Raw genomic sequence first — 15,851 nt, forward strand, 5'->3', positions numbered from 1 at the left:
AACCCTCCGTCCCTCCTTTGCTCTGCTTCAACCCACGCAACAGAAACGCCCAGTCACTGTTGCCTCCGTTGAAGCAGAGCAAAGGCTCCGCCTGAGGTGGGGACGGCTGGCTGGGTGGGGCCGCTGCCGGGCGGTGCTCAGGCTGGGCGGGCCGCTGCCGGGCGGTGCTCAGGCTGGGGCGGTCTGCTGCCGGCGGTGGTCAGAGGGGGCGGGTGTAGCGCAGTTGCGGCGTGAGGGCGCTGCCCATGTGCTCCTCGCGCTCGGCTCCGGTCGGGGTCCAGCCGCCGCGCTCGTAGAAGGCGCGGGCGTGCGCGTTGTCCCGGAGCACCCAGAGCACCGCTCGACGCCATCCCCGGGCGCGCATGGCGTCCAGGGCGTCCACCATCAGCGTGCGACCGACGCCCCGGCCCTGCTCGGCCGGGTCGAGGTGGATCGCGTTGAGCAGCCCGGTCGACGGGTCGTCCTCGTCGTCCGGGCCCAGGTGGCTGAACCCCACCAGCGTCCCGGCCCGTTCGGCCACGGTCATCCGGTGGGTGTCCCGCTCCCACCGCCACCGCTCGACCCAGTACCGACCCATGGCCTCGGGCGTCGGGTCGGCCAACGCCGTGGCCGGCAGGAACGAGGAGTACGCCGCGATCCGGGAACGCTGGTGCAGGGCACCCACGCCCATCAGGTCGTCACCGGTCGCGGGGCGGAGCGTGACAGTCACTTGGCCGAGGCTACCCGGCGCGGCGGGACCTGCACGGTGGTCAGGTCCTCGGCGATGACCAGATCGCCGTCGAAGTGCGCGCGGGCCTCGTCGTGGAAGCGGCGCGCATCGGAGTAGCGCTGGGAGAAGTGGGTCAGCACCAGCGTGCGTACCCCCGATTCGGTCGCCACCCGCGCGGCCTGTGCCGCGGTCAGGTGGCCGACCTCGGCGGCCAACGCGGCCTCCGACTCCAGGAACGTCGACTCGATGACCAGCAGGTCGGCGTGCTCGGCCAGGGCGTACACGCCGTCGCAGAGGCCGGTGTCCATCACGAACGCGAACCGCTGCCCCGGTCGGGGCACGCTCACCTCGTCGCGGGTGACGCGACGCCCGTCGACCTCCAGGTGGCCGACGCGGATCAGCTCGCCGACGGCCGGGCCGGCGATGCCGTACGCGGCCAGCTTCTCCGGCAGCATCCGGCAGCCGTCCGGTTCGACGAGCCGATAGCCGTACGTCTCGATGGGGTGCCGCAGCCGGCGGGCCTCCAGCGTTCCGCAGCGTAGGGCGATCCGCTGGCCGTCACTCGCGATCGGCGTGACGGCCAGCTCGGCGCTCTCGTAGAAGGAGGTGGCGTGCCGCAGGCGGGCGAAGTATTCGGCGCCGCCCGCCGGGAAGTGCACGGCGACCGGGTGCGGTACGCGGTCCAGCGAGAGCCGCTGGATGGTGCCGGGCAGCCCGAGGCAGTGATCGCCGTGGAAGTGCGTGACGCAGATCCGGGTCAGGTCGGTGGCGGTGACGGTGGTGTGCAGGAGTTGGCGCTGACTGCCCTCGCCCGGGTCGAAGAGGATCACCTCGTCGTCCCAGCGCAGCACGTACCCGTTGTGGTTGCGCTGCCGGGTGGGGGTCTGGCTGGCCGTCCCGAGAATCACCAGCTCGCGCATCGACACGCTGATCTCCCGCAGATATGAAGCGACCCCCGGGGTGCTCCACGCTGTCGCGCGGGCCGGCTGGACAAAGCCGGCACCCCGGGGGTCGGGTGGCTGTCGTGGTTTCGCCGCACCGCTGCCACACGGTCTCGACGGTAGTACTGGTTGCCCGCCTCGCGGCGGACGATCACTGTCGAGGACAGCGGCTAGCGGACAGCCACCTCACGAGTCCGATTGCTATACAAGTCTGGACCACCTCCTTTCACGTGTACCGCCACGCTATCGAGTCCCCGTGGGGCTCGGCAACGGATTTCGATCACACGCCCGGACGGGAATGCCCGGCCGCCGTGTCGGCGGCCGGGCATCAGGTGGCTGGCGGTCAGCCGGCGGTACGGGCCACGCCGACCGGGCAGCTCAGGCCGTTCGGGCCGTGGTTGCAGTACCCGTTCGGGTTCTTGGTGGGTGCCAAGTACTGCTGGTGGTAGTCCTCGGCCAGGAAATAGCTGCCGAGCGGGCGGATCTCGGTGGTGATCTCACCCTTGCCGGCCCGGGTCACGATCGGCTGGAAGGCATCCCGGGACGACTCCGCGATGGCCAGCTGCTCGTCGGTGGTGGTGTAGATCGCCGACCGGTACTGGGTGCCCACGTCGTTGCCCTGGCGCATGCCCTGGGTCGGGTCGTGGTTCTCCCAGAAGACCTTCAGCAGGTCCTCGTACGTGATCTTGCTGGGGTCGTACACCACCTGGACGACCTCGGCGTGCCCGGTGCGACCGGAACACGTCTCCTCGTACGTCGGGTTGGTGGTGAAGCCGCCCGCGTAGCCGGCGGAGGTGGTGTACACGCCGGGCAGCGTCCAGAACAGCCGCTCGGCGCCCCAGAAGCAGCCCATGCCGAAGACGGCCACCTGGAGGCCCTCCGGGAACGGACCCTTCAGCGGGGTGCCCAGCACCTCGTGGCGGTCGGCGACCGGCATCGCGATCGGCCGGCCCGGCAGGGCCTGCTCGGGCGTGATCATCTCGGCGTTCATACGGCGCAGGAACACGGTGGGACTCCTCTCATGCCTCTCCCAGCGTGTAACACCGGTGGGTTCTGCTTCCTTACCCGCGTCACTGTGACTCAGGCCCCGCCGCCGAGAGCGGCGGCGATCCGGTCGGCGTAGGTCTGTGCCTCGGTGTCGTCGGTGTACCGGGTGCGTGGCCAGAAGAAGCCGCGCAGCCCGTCACCCTTGGTGCGGGGGACCACGTGGGTGTGCAGGTGCGGGACGGACTGGGACACCCGGTTGTTCATCGCCACGAACGTCCCACCGGCTCCCAGAGCGGCCTCCACCGCCACGGCCAGCCGTTGGACCAGCGCGAAGTAGCCCGGCAGCAGTTCGGCCGGCAGTTCGGCCAGGGTCACCAGGTGCGTCCGGGGCACCACCAGCACGTGCCCCGCGAAGACCGGGCGGGTGTCCAGGAACGCCACCCCGTCCGGCTCGTCGGCGACCCGGAACGCCGGAACCTCACCCGACACGATCCCGCAGAACACGCACCCGCTCATCGCGCCAGGCTATAGCCCGGACCGGCGAGCACGTGCCCCCCGCGCACGCATCGACTGTGGTACTCATTTACGCGTCTGGATCAACACACGGGGGAGACGCACGTGCACATCAAGAGAGGCACAACCCTGGCCACGGCCGTACTGGCCGCCGGGTTGCTCACCGCCGGCCTTCCGGGCCCCGCCCAGGCCGCCGCCGCACCGACGGCCACCCCGCTGTCCCTGCCGGCGGTGGCCGACGTGGTCTCGGCCGGTGACCGGGTCTTCGTCAGCGGTGGTCCCTCCTCGACCGACGTCGTGGTGACCAGCGCGACGGGTGCGGTCGTGGGCACCCTGTCCGGCCTGCCCGGCCCGTCCGACCTGCTGCTCAGCGCTGACCGGCAGACCCTCTACGTGGCGCTGCCCACCGCCAACGCCATCGCCGCGTTCGACACCGGCTCGCTCGTCGAGTCGGCCCGGTACGACACCGGCGCGGGCCAGTGCCCGTCGTCGCTGGCGCTGACCGGGCGGTACCTGTGGTTCGGGTACGGCTGCGGCGGTTGGGACGGCAACATCGGCCGGATCGACCTGGGTCGCCAGCCGGCGCGGGTCACCACGGGCCTGGACACCGGTAGCGGCTTCTACGGCGCTCCGCTGCTGACCGCCGCCAGCCAGAACCGTGCCGTGCTGCTGGCCGGGCAACCCGGCCTGAGCCCGGCATCGGTGTACACCTACACGATCGGCGCCGGGGGCGTGCTGAGCGCGCCGGGCACCAACGAGTTCATGGCGATCGGCAGCAACCTGCGTGACATCGCCCTCGACCCGACGGGCACCACCGTGTTCACCGCGTCCGGCGCCCCGTACGAGGTGCAGGCGTTCCCGTTCGCCGACATCACCACCCCGTCCGCGACCTACCGCACCGGCGCGTACCCCAATGCTGTCGAGGTCTCCCGCGACGGCACCCGGATCGCCGGCGGCGCGGACGCCTCCTACGACCCGGACGTGTTCGTCTTCTCGACGGGCGGCACCGAGCTGGCCCACTTCGAGCTGGGCGACGAGCTCAGCCCCGGGGCGTTGGCCTGGGCGCCGAACGGCGCCCGGCTCTACGCGGTCTCCTACGACTGGACCGGCGCCCACCCGGTCACCCTGCACGTCCTGCCCGTTCCGGCCGGCTGAGAGCCCTCGTGGGGGTCGGGCCGGACGGTCCGGCCCCCGCCCGGAGCACGGGTTCCGTGCCGGGCCGCCGCGACGGGGCACTAGCCTCACCAGAATGAGTCACGGCTTCGAGACGCTCGCCATTCACGCCGGTCAGGACCCTGAGGCCCGCACCGGCGCGGTGATCCCGCCGATCTACCAGACCAGCACCTACGCCCAGGACGCCGTCGGCGCGCCCCGGCTCGGCTACGAGTACAGCCGCTCCGGCAACCCGACCCGCGACGCCCTCCAGGAGTGCCTGGCCGCGCTGGAGGGCGGGCCGGTGGGTCTCGCCTTCGCCAGTGGCCTGGCCGCCGAGGACACCTTGCTGCGGGCGGTCTGCCAGCCGGGCGACCACGTGATCATCCCGGACGACGCGTACGGCGGCACCTACCGGCTCTTCGCCCGGGTGGCCCAGCGTTGGGGCCTGGAGTTCACGCCGGCCCGGGTCTCCGACCCGGCCTCGGTGCGGGCCGCCGTCCAGCCCGGCCGGACGAAGATCATCTGGGTGGAGACGCCGACGAACCCGCTGCTCGGCATCGCCGACATCGCCGTCCTGGCCGGTGTGGCGCACGACGCCGGCGCCCTGCTCGTCGTCGACAACACCTTCGCCTCGCCGTACCTCCAGCAGCCGATCGCGTACGGCGCCGACGTGGTGGTGCACTCCACCACCAAGTACATCGGCGGACACTCCGACGTGGTCGGCGGTGCGCTCGTCGTCGCCGACGCCGCGCTCGGCGAGGAACTGCGCTACCACCAGAACGCGATGGGCGCGATCAACGGCCCGTTCGACGCGTGGCTCACCCTGCGCGGCATCAAGACCCTCGGGGTACGGATGGACCGGCACTGCGACAACGCCGAACGCCTCGCCGCGTACCTCGACGGGCACGCCAAGGTATCCGAAGTGATCTATCCCGGGCTGCCCTCGCACCCTGGTCACGAGGTGGCCGCCAAGCAGATGCGCCGGTTCGGCGGCATGATCTCGTTCCGGGCCGCCGGCGGCGAGGACCATGCCGTCGAGATCTGCAACCGGGCCAAGCTCTTCGTGCTCGCCGAGTCGCTGGGTGGCGTGGAATCCCTGATCGAACACCCGGGTCGGATGACACACGCAAGTGCTGCCGGCTCGCCGCTTGAAGTTCCCGGCGATCTCGTGCGACTGTCTGTCGGCATCGAGACGGTCGACGACCTGCTCGCCGATCTGGAGCAGGCGCTGGGCTGACCGCTGGGGAGGACGGCCGTGCAGGACATCATGGCGACCTGGGTCGGGGCGACCGCCAAGCAGATCGCCCGGGGCGTACGCCGGGGTGACGTCTCGGCCACCCAGGTCGTCGCCGACCACCTCGAGTACATCGCTTCCGCCGACCGCGAACTGGCCGCGTTCCGCGCCGTTCGCGGCGGCGAGGCGATCACCGAGGCGGAGAAGGTCGACGAGCAGGAAGACCTGGCCAACCTCCCCCTGGCCGGGGTGCCGGTGGCGGTCAAGGAGAACACCCCGGTCGCCGGCCTGCCCACCTGGAACGGGTCGGCAGCCGTGCGCACCGACGTCGCGGAGGCCGACCACGAGGTGGTCCGCCGGCTGCGCGGCGCCGGGGCGGTGATCGTCGGTGTCACCCGGATGCCCGAACTGGGCCTGTGGGCGCTCACCGACGACGACAGCGCGGTGACCCGCAACCCGTGGGACACCACGCGTACCCCCGGAGGCTCGTCGGGCGGCGCGGCCGCCGCGGTCGCCGCCGGCCTGGTGCCGATCGCGCACGGCAACGACGGCCTCGGCTCGATCCGCATCCCGGCGGCCTGCTGCGGCCTGGTCGGCCTCAAACCGGGCCGCGGTGTGGTGCCCTGCCAGCTCGGCGCGGACGACTGGTTCGGCCTGACCGAGCACGGGATGCTCACCAGCACTGTCGCCGACGCCGCCGTCGGCTTCTCGGTGCTCGCCGGCCGACGCCCGGAGAAGCTGGTCCCGCCGCAGCGGCTGCGCGTCGGCGTCTCGCTGCGCTCACCGGTGCGCGGTGTCTCGCCGGACGAGCCCAACCGGGACGCGGTGGCCGCCGCCGGCCGGCTGCTCGCCGCCGCCGGCCACGACACCGTACCGGCCGATCCGGTCTACCCCACGGCTCTGGGCCTACAGGGCCTCGCCACCTGGTTCGCCGCGGCCGCCGCCGACGTGCGGGCCGCCGGCCTGGACCGGCGCGGTCTGCAACGCCGTACCCGGCGGCACGTCGCGCTGGGTGAGTGGGCGCAGCGCCGGGGCTACGTCCGGGAGGCCGACCGGGCCGCCTGGCGGCAGCGGTCGGTCGACTTCTTCACCGACCACTCCGTCGACCTGCTGCTCACGCCCGCCCTGGCGAGCGCGCCGCCGGAGGCCGACCGCTGGTCGCAGCGGTCCTGGCGGTCGAACCTGTCGGCCAACATCAGGTACGCCCCGTACGCCGCGCCGTGGAACGTCGCCGGCCTGCCGGCGATCGTGGTGCCGGTCGGGCGTCGCCCGGACGGCCTGCCGGTCGCCGTGCAGCTCGTCGGCCCGCCCGGCTCGGAGCTGCTGCTGCTCGGCGTGGCCGGTCAGTTCGAGATGACCGCCCCGTGGTCGCGGCACGCCCCCGGCTATCCCCTCGTCGGAACGGGGTCGCCGGCAAGCGCATGATCGTCTAGCGTGTGCGCGCATCGTCGCGCACACCACGAGGGACACCAATGCGCTGCCAGACCCTCCCGGCGCTGGGCTGCGCGATCGCGGCGGTGACACTGATCCTGTTGATCCACCGGATCTCCGCCGCCCAGGAGGCCCGGATCGCCCGCGCCGTCCCGGTGTGGCCGACCGCCCCGGTCTGGCCAGCGCAAGCATGGCCGCCCGCCCCGCCGGTGGTGCCGGCGCAGTCCCCGTCGGCTACCCCGGTGTCGCCGCCGGGGGCGCCGGGGCCGGGTGGCACGATCGGGGCATGACGGAACTGGTCGGCCTCGACGACGTACGGGCTGCGCGGAAACTGCTGGCCGATGTCGTCCGGACCACCCCGCTGGAGCCCTCGCGGCCACTGAGCGCGGCGCTGGGCGGGCCGACGTGGCTCAAGTGCGAGAACGTGCAGCGCGCCGGCTCGTACAAGGTGCGTGGCGCGTACGTGCGGATCTCCCGGCTGTCGGCGGCGGAGCGCGAGCGTGGCGTGGTCGCGGCGAGCGCCGGCAACCACGCCCAGGGCGTGGCGCTCGCCGCCGGGCTGGTCGGCACGCACGCGACGGTCTTCATGCCGGTCAACGCGCCGCTGCCCAAGGTCGCGGCCACCAAGGGGTACGGCGCGCAGGTCGAGCTGGCCGGTAACACGGTCGACGAGTCGCTGGTGGCCGCGCAGACGTACGCCGAGCGGACCGGTGCGGTGCTCATCCACCCGTTCGACCACCGGGACGTGATCGCCGGGCAGGGCACCGTCGCCCTGGAGATCCTCGACCAGTGCCCCGACGTGCGAACCATCATCACCGGGGTGGGCGGCGGCGGCCTGATCTCCGGCATGGCGGTGGCCGCCAAGGCGCTCCGCCCGGACGTACGCATCATCGGCGTGCAGGCGGCGGGCGCGGCGGCCTTCCCGCCCTCGCTGGTGGCCGGTGAGCCGGTCCGGCTGCCCGCGTTCGCCACCATCGCGGACGGCATCGCGGTCGGTCGGCCGGGGGAGATCACCTTCAACCATGTCCGCAAGCTCGTCGACGAGATCGTCACGGTCTCCGAGGAGGACATCTCGCGGGCCCTGCTGATGCTGCTGGAGCGCGGCAAGCAGGTCGTCGAACCGGCCGGGGCGGTCGGCGTGGCCGCGTTGCTGGCCGGCGTGGTGGAGGTGGAGACGCCCGTGGTCGCGGTGCTCTCCGGCGGCAACATCGATCCGCTGCTGATGATGCGGGTGATCGAGCACGGTCTGGCCGCCGCCGGCCGCTACCTGCGGGTGACCGTCCGCTGCTCGGACCGGCCCGGGCAGCTCGCGTCACTGTTGAGTCAGATCGCCGAGCACCGGGCCAACGTGGTGGACGTGGAGCACCAGCGCGCCAACCCGCACCTCAGCCTCGGCGAGGTGGAGGTGGCGCTGTCGGTGGAGACCCGTGGTGTCGAGCACTCCGACACGTTGATCAGCGCGCTGCGGGCCAGCGGCTACCAGGTGGTGTTCGCCGCCGAGGCGTGACAGGCGCTGTCACGCCTCGGCGGCGCTACGCCGTAGCTGATTGGGCGGCGCGCGGCGCTCAGCCGGAGAACGGCTCGAAGCTGACCACGGTCACCTTGATATCGGCGCCACTCGGTGCCGTGTAGGTGCAGGTCTGGCCGGCACGACCACCCAGGATCGCCTTGCCCAGGGCCGACTCGGGGCTGTAGACCGTCAGGTCGGTGGTGGCGGCGATCTCCCGCGAGCCGAGCAGGAAGGTCTCGGTGTCGTCGGTGTCGTCGTCGAAGTAGATCGTCACCACCATGCCGGGCGACACCGCGTCGGCGGTCGGCGCCGCGCCGACCTTCGCGGTGCGCAGCAGCTCCTGCAGGTAGCGGATGCGACCCTCGGCCTTGCCCTGTTCCTCACGGGCGGCGTGGTAGCCGCCGTTCTCCCGCAGGTCGCCCTCTTCGCGGCGAGCGTTGATCTCGGCCGCGATCGCCGGCCGGTTGGCGATGTGCTCGTCGAGCTCGGCCTGGAGGCGGTCGTACGCGTCCTGGGACAGCCAGGTGGCGGGCGCCTCGTTGCCAGTGGACACAGGCGTTCTCCTCGGTTGTGCGTGGCTGGCTGACAGGTGAACTACCAAGTTACCAGTGCGGTACGACACAGCGTGTCGGCGATCACCGGCGGTGTGCGTATCCGACACCTACGGTCGATGCCGGGCAAAGGCCCCTACCCAGTGATGTCTCAGCAGTTCAGGACGGCTGCCGGCAGCGCAGCACCTCGCCGATGAACGGCCGGGCGCTGGTGGCCAGCCGGTGCCGGGCGCTGACGTGCCGCTCACCCGGTGCGGCGGTCACCGTGACCTCGTCGCGGGCCACCTCGACGCCGGCGCGGTCGCGGGCGCGCAGGACGCAGACGGCCGAGCCGCCCTCCGGCACCCGTACCCGGAAGTCGATTACGACCTGACTGTCCGTGATGTCGGTGTAGGTGATCACCTGGGCGTCGTAGACCGGGTCGCCGTACTGCCGGTAGAGCCGCAGCGAGACCAGGCTCAACCCCACCACCAGCACCAGGAGCACCAGGGCGGCCAGCAGCGTACGACGACGGCCTCCGCCGGGCGCGCGGCGTCGGCCGTAGCGCCCGGCCGGGAAAACCGGCGCGCCCGGTGAAATTGTGGCGTGCGTCTCGGTCACCGGCGGGTATCTCCTGGCGTTGTTGTCGGCGGCATCGGCAAGAATGGCAGGAGTCCATCCTCCCAGCCCGGCCGAACACCAGGAATGGCAGGTCGGGTCCCGCAGGTGCCGACCGGCGGCGGGGCGGGGGAGTTCCCTGGCAGGTCAGCCGGTCGAGCCCGGCCGGGTCAACCGGCCGGCACAGACGAGGAGCGCCGAAAGTTGGCAGAGCAGCTGCGTCTCATGGCCGTCCACGCACACCCGGACGACGAGTCGAGCAAGGGTGCGGCGACCATGGCGAAGTACGTCGCCCAGGGGGTCGACGTGCTGGTGGTGACGTGCACCGGCGGTGAGCGCGGCAGTGTGCTCAACCCGAAGCTCGACCGGCCCGACGTCTGGGCCAACATCGCGGACATCCGCCGCGCCGAGATGGACGCCGCGCGGGCGATCCTCGGCGTCGACCAGGCCTGGCTCGGGTTCGTCGACTCCGGCCTGCCCGAGGGCGACCCGTTGCCGCCGCTGCCCGAGGGCTGCTTCGCTCTCCAGGACGTCGAGGTGGCCGCCGGCCCGCTGGTCCGGCTGATGCGGGAGTTCCGACCGCACGTGGTGACCACGTACGACGAGGAGGGTGGCTACCCGCACCCCGACCACATCATGTGCCACAAGGTGAGCGTGGCCGCCTTCGAGGCCGCCGGTGACCCGGAGCGCTACCCCGAGTTGGGCGCACCCTGGCAGCCGCTGAAGCTCTACTACGACATCGGCTTCTCCAAGGCCAAGATCATGGCTTTGCACGAGGCGGTGCTCGCCACCGGCGCCGAGTCGCCGTACGAGGATTGGCTCAAGCGCTGGGACGAGCGTCCGGACAAGGGCCCCCGGATCACCACCCGGGTGGACTGCGCCGAGTACTTCCCCGTCCGGGACGACGCGCTGCGCGCCCACGCCACCCAGGTCGACCCGGACGGCTTCTGGTTCCACGTGCCCATGGAGATGCAGCAGCGGGCCTGGCCGACGGAGGATTTCGAGCTGGCGCGCAGCATGGTGGAGAGCCCGCTGCCCGAGTCCGACCTCTTCGCCGGAGTGCGGGAGACGGCGCACGCGCGCTGAATCCGGCCGGGGCTACCCTGGTAGGCAATCGCACATCGGAGGACGACCATGCTGACCGCTGCCCAGGTGCTCGCGGAGAACAACTTCGGGGACACCCGCACGGGTGGCCTGGCCGGCCCGATGGGTCTCCTCCTCATCCTGCTGCTGGCCACCGCCACCATCCTGCTGATCCGCAACATGAACGCCCGACTGCGGCGGTTGCCCGACCGGTTCCCGCAGCCGGGGCGGGCGGTCGATCCGACCAGGGCCGACGCTTCAGTCGTCGATCCGACAGACGGGACCGCTGCGCATGATTCATCCGCGCACGCTCCCAATGGGCACCAGCAGCAGCGGAACGGGTAGTCCGCGCGTGAATCACGCCGAACCGGGTGGTGGACCCCTGTTGCGACCACCCGGTTTGGCTTAGCCTTCCGCCGGGGGACCAAAAGTCCCCGAGCCGTGCGCGGGAGGGGGCGCCGATGACCAGCACAGCACCGGCCGCCCGCCGTACCGTCGGTTGGTCGGCTGACGGGGGAGGTCGATGACCTCCGGCCCGGCCGGCGACCCGTTCGACCGGCTCGGGGTGCACGGCATGCCGGTCCGGCTGCGCGTGCTGACGGTCGCGGTGACGCTGACCGCGTTGGTCGCCGCCGTGGTCGGGTTGACGCTTCCGTCCGGGCTGCCGGCTGACGACCCGCTGGGCGGCCCGGCCCGTTTCGGCATCGCGGTCGGTGTGGTGGCCCTGGCCCAACTCGCCCGGCTCCGGTTCCGCAGCGCCGCCGGCATGGTCAGCATCACCTGGGGTGAGGCCGCGCTGATCGTCTGCCTCTATCTCGCCCCGGCCGGCTGGCTGCCGTCGGCCACCCTGATCGGCGCCGGGCTGGCCTGGACGGGGTTGTCCCTGCACAGCGACCGTCGTCCGCCGCTGGAGATCGTCCGGATCGCCGCGTCGCTGGCCGCCGCGTCGGCGCTGGCCGTGTCCGTGACCACGGCACTGGGGCATCCCCTGCTCACCCCGCCGAACCCGATGCTGGCGCTGGCCGTGATCGCCGGGTCGGTGACGTACCTGATGGTGACGGGCTGGCTCGGAGCGGTGAGCCTGAGCCTGCGGCACGGGCTTCCGATCGGGCCGCCGCTGCTGGCCGCGCTGCGCGGCAAGCTGCTGATGTTCGTCGGCAACGTGGCGGTCGGCCTGGTCGTGATCGCGTTGCTGGAGTTGGACCCGCGCTGGTTGCTGCTGCTCCCACCGCTGCTCTGGCTGCTGCAACAGACCTACCGTTACCGGCTGCGAGCGGACCAGGAACGTCGGACGTGGCGGGCCTTCGCCGAGGCCACCGCGGCTCTCAACCAGCTCGACGAGCGAGGCGTGGCCAGCGCGGCGGTGACCGGCGCGCTGACGCTGTTCAACGCGGAACTGGTCGATGTCGAGGTGGCCCGCCCCGACGGCAGGTGGCGTCGCTACCGGGGGGACGCCGCAGGTCAGCTGCTCGACCGGGAGGTCAGCCCGCCCGACCCGGCCGAGCCCGACGAGTACGAGCTGGTCCGTCCCCTGTCGGTGGGTGCCGCGCCGGTCGGTCAGCTGCGGGTCCGGTTCCCCCGTTCCGCCCCGCCCACCAACCGGGAACGGGACGCGGTGGCCGCGTTCGGTGACGCGCTCGCCGCCGCCCTGCACGACGCCGCGACCCACCGCGAGCTGCGCCTGGTCACCGCCCGGTCGTCGTACGAGGCGGTGCACGATCCGCTCACCGGACTGGCGAACCGTACGGCGATGCTCGGCAAGGGCGACCAGGCGCTGCGGCAGCTCGCCCATGACCATCCGGTGGCGCTGCTGCTGCTGGACATCAACCAGTTCAAAGAGGTCAACGACACCCTCGGGCATGCGGCCGGCGACCAGTTGCTGCGACTGACCGCCAATCGGCTCAGTGCGCTGACCCGCCCGGGTGACCTGCTCGGCCGGCTCGGCGGCGACGAGTTCGCGCTGCTGCTCACCTCGGTCCCCGTGCTCGGTGATCGGACCGCGCCCATGGCGCACGCGCTGCGTCAGGCCCGTGAGATCGCCGAGCGGTTGGCCGCGCCGACCGAGGTGGCCGGGGTGCGGATGTCCATCGAGGTCTCCGTGGGCGTGGTCGTCGCCGACGCCGGCACCGCCGACCTGACCGAGCTGCTGCGCCGCGCGGACATCGCGATGTACCAGGCCAAGGAGGGCGGCGGCAGCGTCGCCGCGTACGACAGCACCCGCGACGCGGCCAGCACCGACCAGCTCGCCCTGCTCGCCGAGCTGCGTGAGGCGTTGAAGGTCGACGACCAGTTGGTGCTGGCGTTGCAGCCGGCGGTCGACCTGGCCACCGGCGCGCCCACCGGGGTGGAGGCGCTGATCCGTTGGCAGCACCCCCGGCGGGGCTGGCTGAGCCCGGCCGACTTCATCCGTCCGGTGGAGAACAGCGAGCAGCTCGGCACGTTCACCCGCTATGTGCTCAATAAGGCGCTCGGCGTGGCTGCCGGCTGGGCCCGCGAAGGACTTGACGTTCCGATCTCGGTCAACCTGTCCGCGCGTAGCCTGCTCGACCCCCGCCTGCCGGCGGAGATCGCCGACGCGCTGCGCCGACACCAGGTGCCGCCGCACCGCCTCGTCCTGGAGATCACCGAGACGGTGGTGATGAGCGAGCTGGAGATCATCGACGAGGTGCTCGCCAACCTCCGGTCGATGGGCGTGCAGCTCGCCGTGGACGACTTCGGCACCGGCTTCTCGTCGTTGACCTTCCTGACCCGGATCGCGGTGGACGAGTTGAAGGTGGACCGCTCCTTCGTGATCCGGATGGCCGACTCGCCGGAGGCCGCGGCCATCGTCCGGACCACCGTCGGGCTCGCCCACGAGTTGGGGCTGCGGGTGGTCGCCGAGGGCGTGGAGACGGCCGAACAGCGGCTGGCCCTGGCCGAGCTGGGCTGCACGTCCGCGCAGGGCTACCACTTCTTCAAGCCCATGCCGGCCGACAAGATCGGCGCGGTGCTCGGGACGCTGCGCGACTCGGCCGAGTCGAACGTCTTCCGGCTGCGCGCCGACGGCGCCTCCTGACCGCCCGGCACGCCGCGGCGCGGGTGGTTATGGTCGTCGGGTGAATCGACTCGCCGACGCGACCTCCCCGTACCTGCTCCAGCACGCCGACAACCCGGTCGACTGGTGGCCCTGGTGCGACGAGGCGTTCGCCGAGGCGAAACGGCGCGACGTGCCGGTGCTGATCTCGGTGGGCTACGCGGCCTGCCACTGGTGTCACGTCATGGCGCACGAGTCGTTCGAGAACGAGCAGGTCGGCGCCCTGCTGAACGACAACTTCGTGTCGATCAAGGTGGACCGCGAGGAGCGTCCCGACGTCGACGCCGTCTACATGACCGCCACCCAGGCCATGACCGGTCAGGGTGGGTGGCCGATGACGGTCTTCGCCACCCCGGACGGCACCCCGTTCTTCTGCGGCACCTACTTCCCGCGTGCCAACTTCACCCGGCTGCTCCAGTCGGTCACCACCGCCTGGCGGGACCAGCGGGACGAGGTGCTGCGCCAGGGCGCCGCCGTGGTCGAGGCGATCGGCGGCGCGCAGGCCGTGGGCGGCCCCACCGCGCCGCTGGACGGCCCACTGCTCGACGCCGCGGCCGGCAACCTCGCCGATGGGTACGACGAGACGAACGGCGGGTTCGGGGGTGCCCCGAAGTTCCCGCCGCACATGAACCTGCTCTTCCTGCTGCGCCACCACCAGCGCACCGGTGACCCGCGCAGCCTGGAGATCGTCCGGCACACCGCCGAGGCGATGGCCCGGGGCGGCATCTACGACCAGCTCGCCGGCGGTTTCGCCAGGTACTCGGTGGACGCGCACTGGACGGTGCCGCACTTCGAGAAGATGCTCTACGACAACGCGCTGCTGCTGCGCGTCTACACCCAGCTCTGGCGGCTGACCGGCGATCCGTTGGCCCGTCGGGTCGCCCGGGACACCGCCCGGTTCCTCGCCGACGAGCTGCACCGGCCCGGGGAGGGGTTCGCGTCCGCGCTGGACGCCGACACCGAGGGCGTCGAGGGGCTCACCTACGCCTGGACGCCGGCCCAACTGATCGAGGCGCTCGGCGACGAGGACGGCCGCTGGGCCGCCGACCTGTTCGCCGTCACCGAGGAAGGTTCGTTCGAGCACGGCACGAGCGTGTTGCGGCTCGCCCGGGACGTCGACGACGCCGCGCCCGAGATCCGTGCCCGTTGGCAGGGGGTGGTCGGGCAACTGCTCGCCGCCCGGGACACCCGGCCCCAGCCGGCCCGCGACGACAAGGTGGTGGCCGCCTGGAACGGCCTGGCGATCACCGCGATCTGCGAGTTCCAGCAGGTCGCCGCGGTGTACGCGACGCCGCAGGATGAGGACGCCAACCTGCTGGAGGGCGTCACCATCGTGGCCGACGGCGCGATGCGGGACGCCGCCGAGCACCTGGCCAGGGTGCACGTGGTCGACGGACGGCTGCGCCGGGTCTCCCGCGACGGTCGGGTCGGCGAGCCGGCCGGGGTGCTGGAGGACTACGGCTGCGTGGCCGAGGCGTTCTGCGCGCTGCACCAGCTCACCGGCGAGGGGCGCTGGCTGACCCTGGCCGGTGAGCTGCTGGACACGGCACTGGAGCGCTTCGCCGCGCCCGGGGGCGCCTACTACGACACCGCCGACGACGCGGAGCAGTTGGTCGCCCGGCCCGCCGATCCGACCGACAACGCCACCCCGTCGGGGCGTTCGGCGCTGGTCGCCGGGCTGGTGGCGTACTCCGCGCTGACCGGACAGACCCGCTACCGCGAGGCCGCCGAGGCCGCGCTCGCCACCGTGGCGCCGATCGTCGGACGGCACGCCCGCTTCGCCGGGTACGCGGCCACGGTCGGCGAGGCGCTGCTGTCCGGGCCGTACGAGATCGCGGTGGTGACCGCCGACCCGGCCGGCGATCCGCTGGTGGCCGCGGCCCGGCGGTACGCCCCGCCCGGAGCGGTGGTGGTCGCCGGCCTCCCGGACCAGCCCGGTGTGCCGTTGCTCGCCGACCGGCCGTTGGTCGATGGTCGGTCCGCCGCGTACGTCTGCCGGGGCTTCGTCTGCCAGCGGCCGGTCACCTCGGTCGATGAGTTGGTCGCCGAGCTGGGCTGAGTAGGGCA

At 72.3% G+C, this 15,851-nt stretch carries 15 protein-coding genes; 9 read left to right on the forward strand and 6 right to left on the reverse strand.

Translation table 11 applies throughout. The features are described 5' to 3' along the window. Nucleotides 1-199: 199 nt before the first annotated feature. The 4 genes from ACN263_RS03355 to ACN263_RS03370 form a co-directional block, all read right to left on the reverse strand. Nucleotides 200-709, reverse strand: a complete 510-nt coding sequence (locus ACN263_RS03355; protein WP_422738358.1) for a GNAT family N-acetyltransferase — start codon at nt 707-709, stop codon at nt 200-202. Continuing rightward, a complete protein-coding gene (locus tag ACN263_RS03360) occupies nt 706-1,635 on the reverse strand; it encodes a ribonuclease Z (RefSeq protein WP_422738359.1) in 930 nt (309 codons plus the stop codon). Before ACN263_RS03360 ends, ACN263_RS03355 begins: the two co-directional genes overlap by 4 nt. A gap of 358 nt (nt 1,636-1,993) precedes the next feature. Next, nucleotides 1,994-2,656 carry a peptide-methionine (S)-S-oxide reductase MsrA gene (gene msrA, locus ACN263_RS03365; RefSeq protein WP_422738360.1) on the reverse strand — a complete coding sequence of 221 codons (663 nt, stop codon included), beginning with the start codon at nt 2,654-2,656 and terminating at the stop codon, nt 1,994-1,996. A 74-nt stretch (nt 2,657-2,730) separates the two neighbouring features. Next, on the reverse strand, nt 2,731-3,153 hold the full coding sequence (locus ACN263_RS03370; RefSeq protein ID WP_422738361.1) for an HIT family protein: 423 nt from the start codon (nt 3,151-3,153) through the stop codon (nt 2,731-2,733). Between the two features lie 102 nt (nt 3,154-3,255). On the opposite strand from ACN263_RS03370, the gene ACN263_RS03375 reads away from it, so the two are divergent. The 5 genes from ACN263_RS03375 to ilvA all read left to right on the forward strand — a co-directional run bounded on the left by ACN263_RS03375 (nt 3,256) and on the right by ilvA (nt 8,477). Then, complete coding sequence (locus ACN263_RS03375; protein WP_422738362.1) at nt 3,256-4,305, forward strand: YncE family protein; 1,050 nt, start codon at nt 3,256-3,258, stop codon at nt 4,303-4,305. Between the two features lie 94 nt (nt 4,306-4,399). Next, on the forward strand, nt 4,400-5,542 hold the full coding sequence (locus ACN263_RS03380) for a cystathionine gamma-synthase (protein ID WP_422738363.1): 1,143 nt from the start codon (nt 4,400-4,402) through the stop codon (nt 5,540-5,542). 30 nt (nt 5,543-5,572) lie between these two features. Next, nucleotides 5,573-6,964, forward strand: coding sequence for an amidase (locus ACN263_RS03385; RefSeq protein WP_422740584.1), 1,392 nt, complete (start codon nt 5,573-5,575; stop codon nt 6,962-6,964). Nucleotides 6,965-7,011: 47 nt separating this feature from the next. Then, entirely contained in the window at nt 7,012-7,260 is a 249-nt protein-coding gene (locus tag ACN263_RS03390; RefSeq protein ID WP_422738364.1) for a hypothetical protein, read from the forward strand. Next, nucleotides 7,257-8,477, forward strand: coding sequence for a threonine ammonia-lyase (gene ilvA / locus ACN263_RS03395; RefSeq protein WP_422738365.1), 1,221 nt, complete (start codon nt 7,257-7,259; stop codon nt 8,475-8,477). The genes ACN263_RS03390 and ilvA overlap by 4 nt, the downstream gene beginning before the upstream one ends. Before the next feature lie 58 nt (nt 8,478-8,535). Here ilvA and greA read toward each other — a convergent pair whose 3' ends face one another. Both greA and ACN263_RS03405 read right to left on the reverse strand, forming a co-directional pair. Next, entirely contained in the window at nt 8,536-9,033 is a 498-nt protein-coding gene (greA, locus tag ACN263_RS03400; RefSeq protein ID WP_355048818.1) for a transcription elongation factor GreA, read from the reverse strand. Nucleotides 9,034-9,190: 157 nt separating this feature from the next. Then, nucleotides 9,191-9,631 carry a DUF4307 domain-containing protein gene (locus ACN263_RS03405; RefSeq protein ID WP_422738366.1) on the reverse strand — a complete coding sequence of 147 codons (441 nt, stop codon included), beginning with the start codon at nt 9,629-9,631 and terminating at the stop codon, nt 9,191-9,193. A 201-nt stretch (nt 9,632-9,832) separates the two neighbouring features. Here ACN263_RS03405 and mca point away from each other — a divergent pair, with 201 nt between their 5' ends. The 4 genes from mca (at nt 9,833) to ACN263_RS03425 (ending at nt 15,843) form a co-directional block, all read left to right on the forward strand. Continuing rightward, entirely contained in the window at nt 9,833-10,714 is an 882-nt protein-coding gene (mca, locus tag ACN263_RS03410; protein WP_422738367.1) for a mycothiol conjugate amidase Mca, read from the forward strand. A gap of 48 nt (nt 10,715-10,762) precedes the next feature. Further along, entirely contained in the window at nt 10,763-11,056 is a 294-nt protein-coding gene (locus tag ACN263_RS03415) for a hypothetical protein (RefSeq protein WP_422738368.1), read from the forward strand. A 229-nt stretch (nt 11,057-11,285) separates the two neighbouring features. Further along, entirely contained in the window at nt 11,286-13,766 is a 2,481-nt protein-coding gene (locus ACN263_RS03420; RefSeq protein ID WP_422740585.1) for a putative bifunctional diguanylate cyclase/phosphodiesterase, read from the forward strand. Between the two features lie 40 nt (nt 13,767-13,806). Next, nucleotides 13,807-15,843 (forward strand): thioredoxin domain-containing protein, encoded by a 2,037-nt coding sequence (locus ACN263_RS03425; protein WP_422738369.1) that lies wholly within the window; start codon nt 13,807-13,809, stop codon nt 15,841-15,843. Nucleotides 15,844-15,851: the final 8 nt, after the last annotated feature.

Source organism: Micromonospora sp. WMMD729, assembly GCF_049315225.1.
Taxonomy (GTDB): Bacteria; Actinomycetota; Actinomycetes; order Mycobacteriales; family Micromonosporaceae; genus Micromonospora.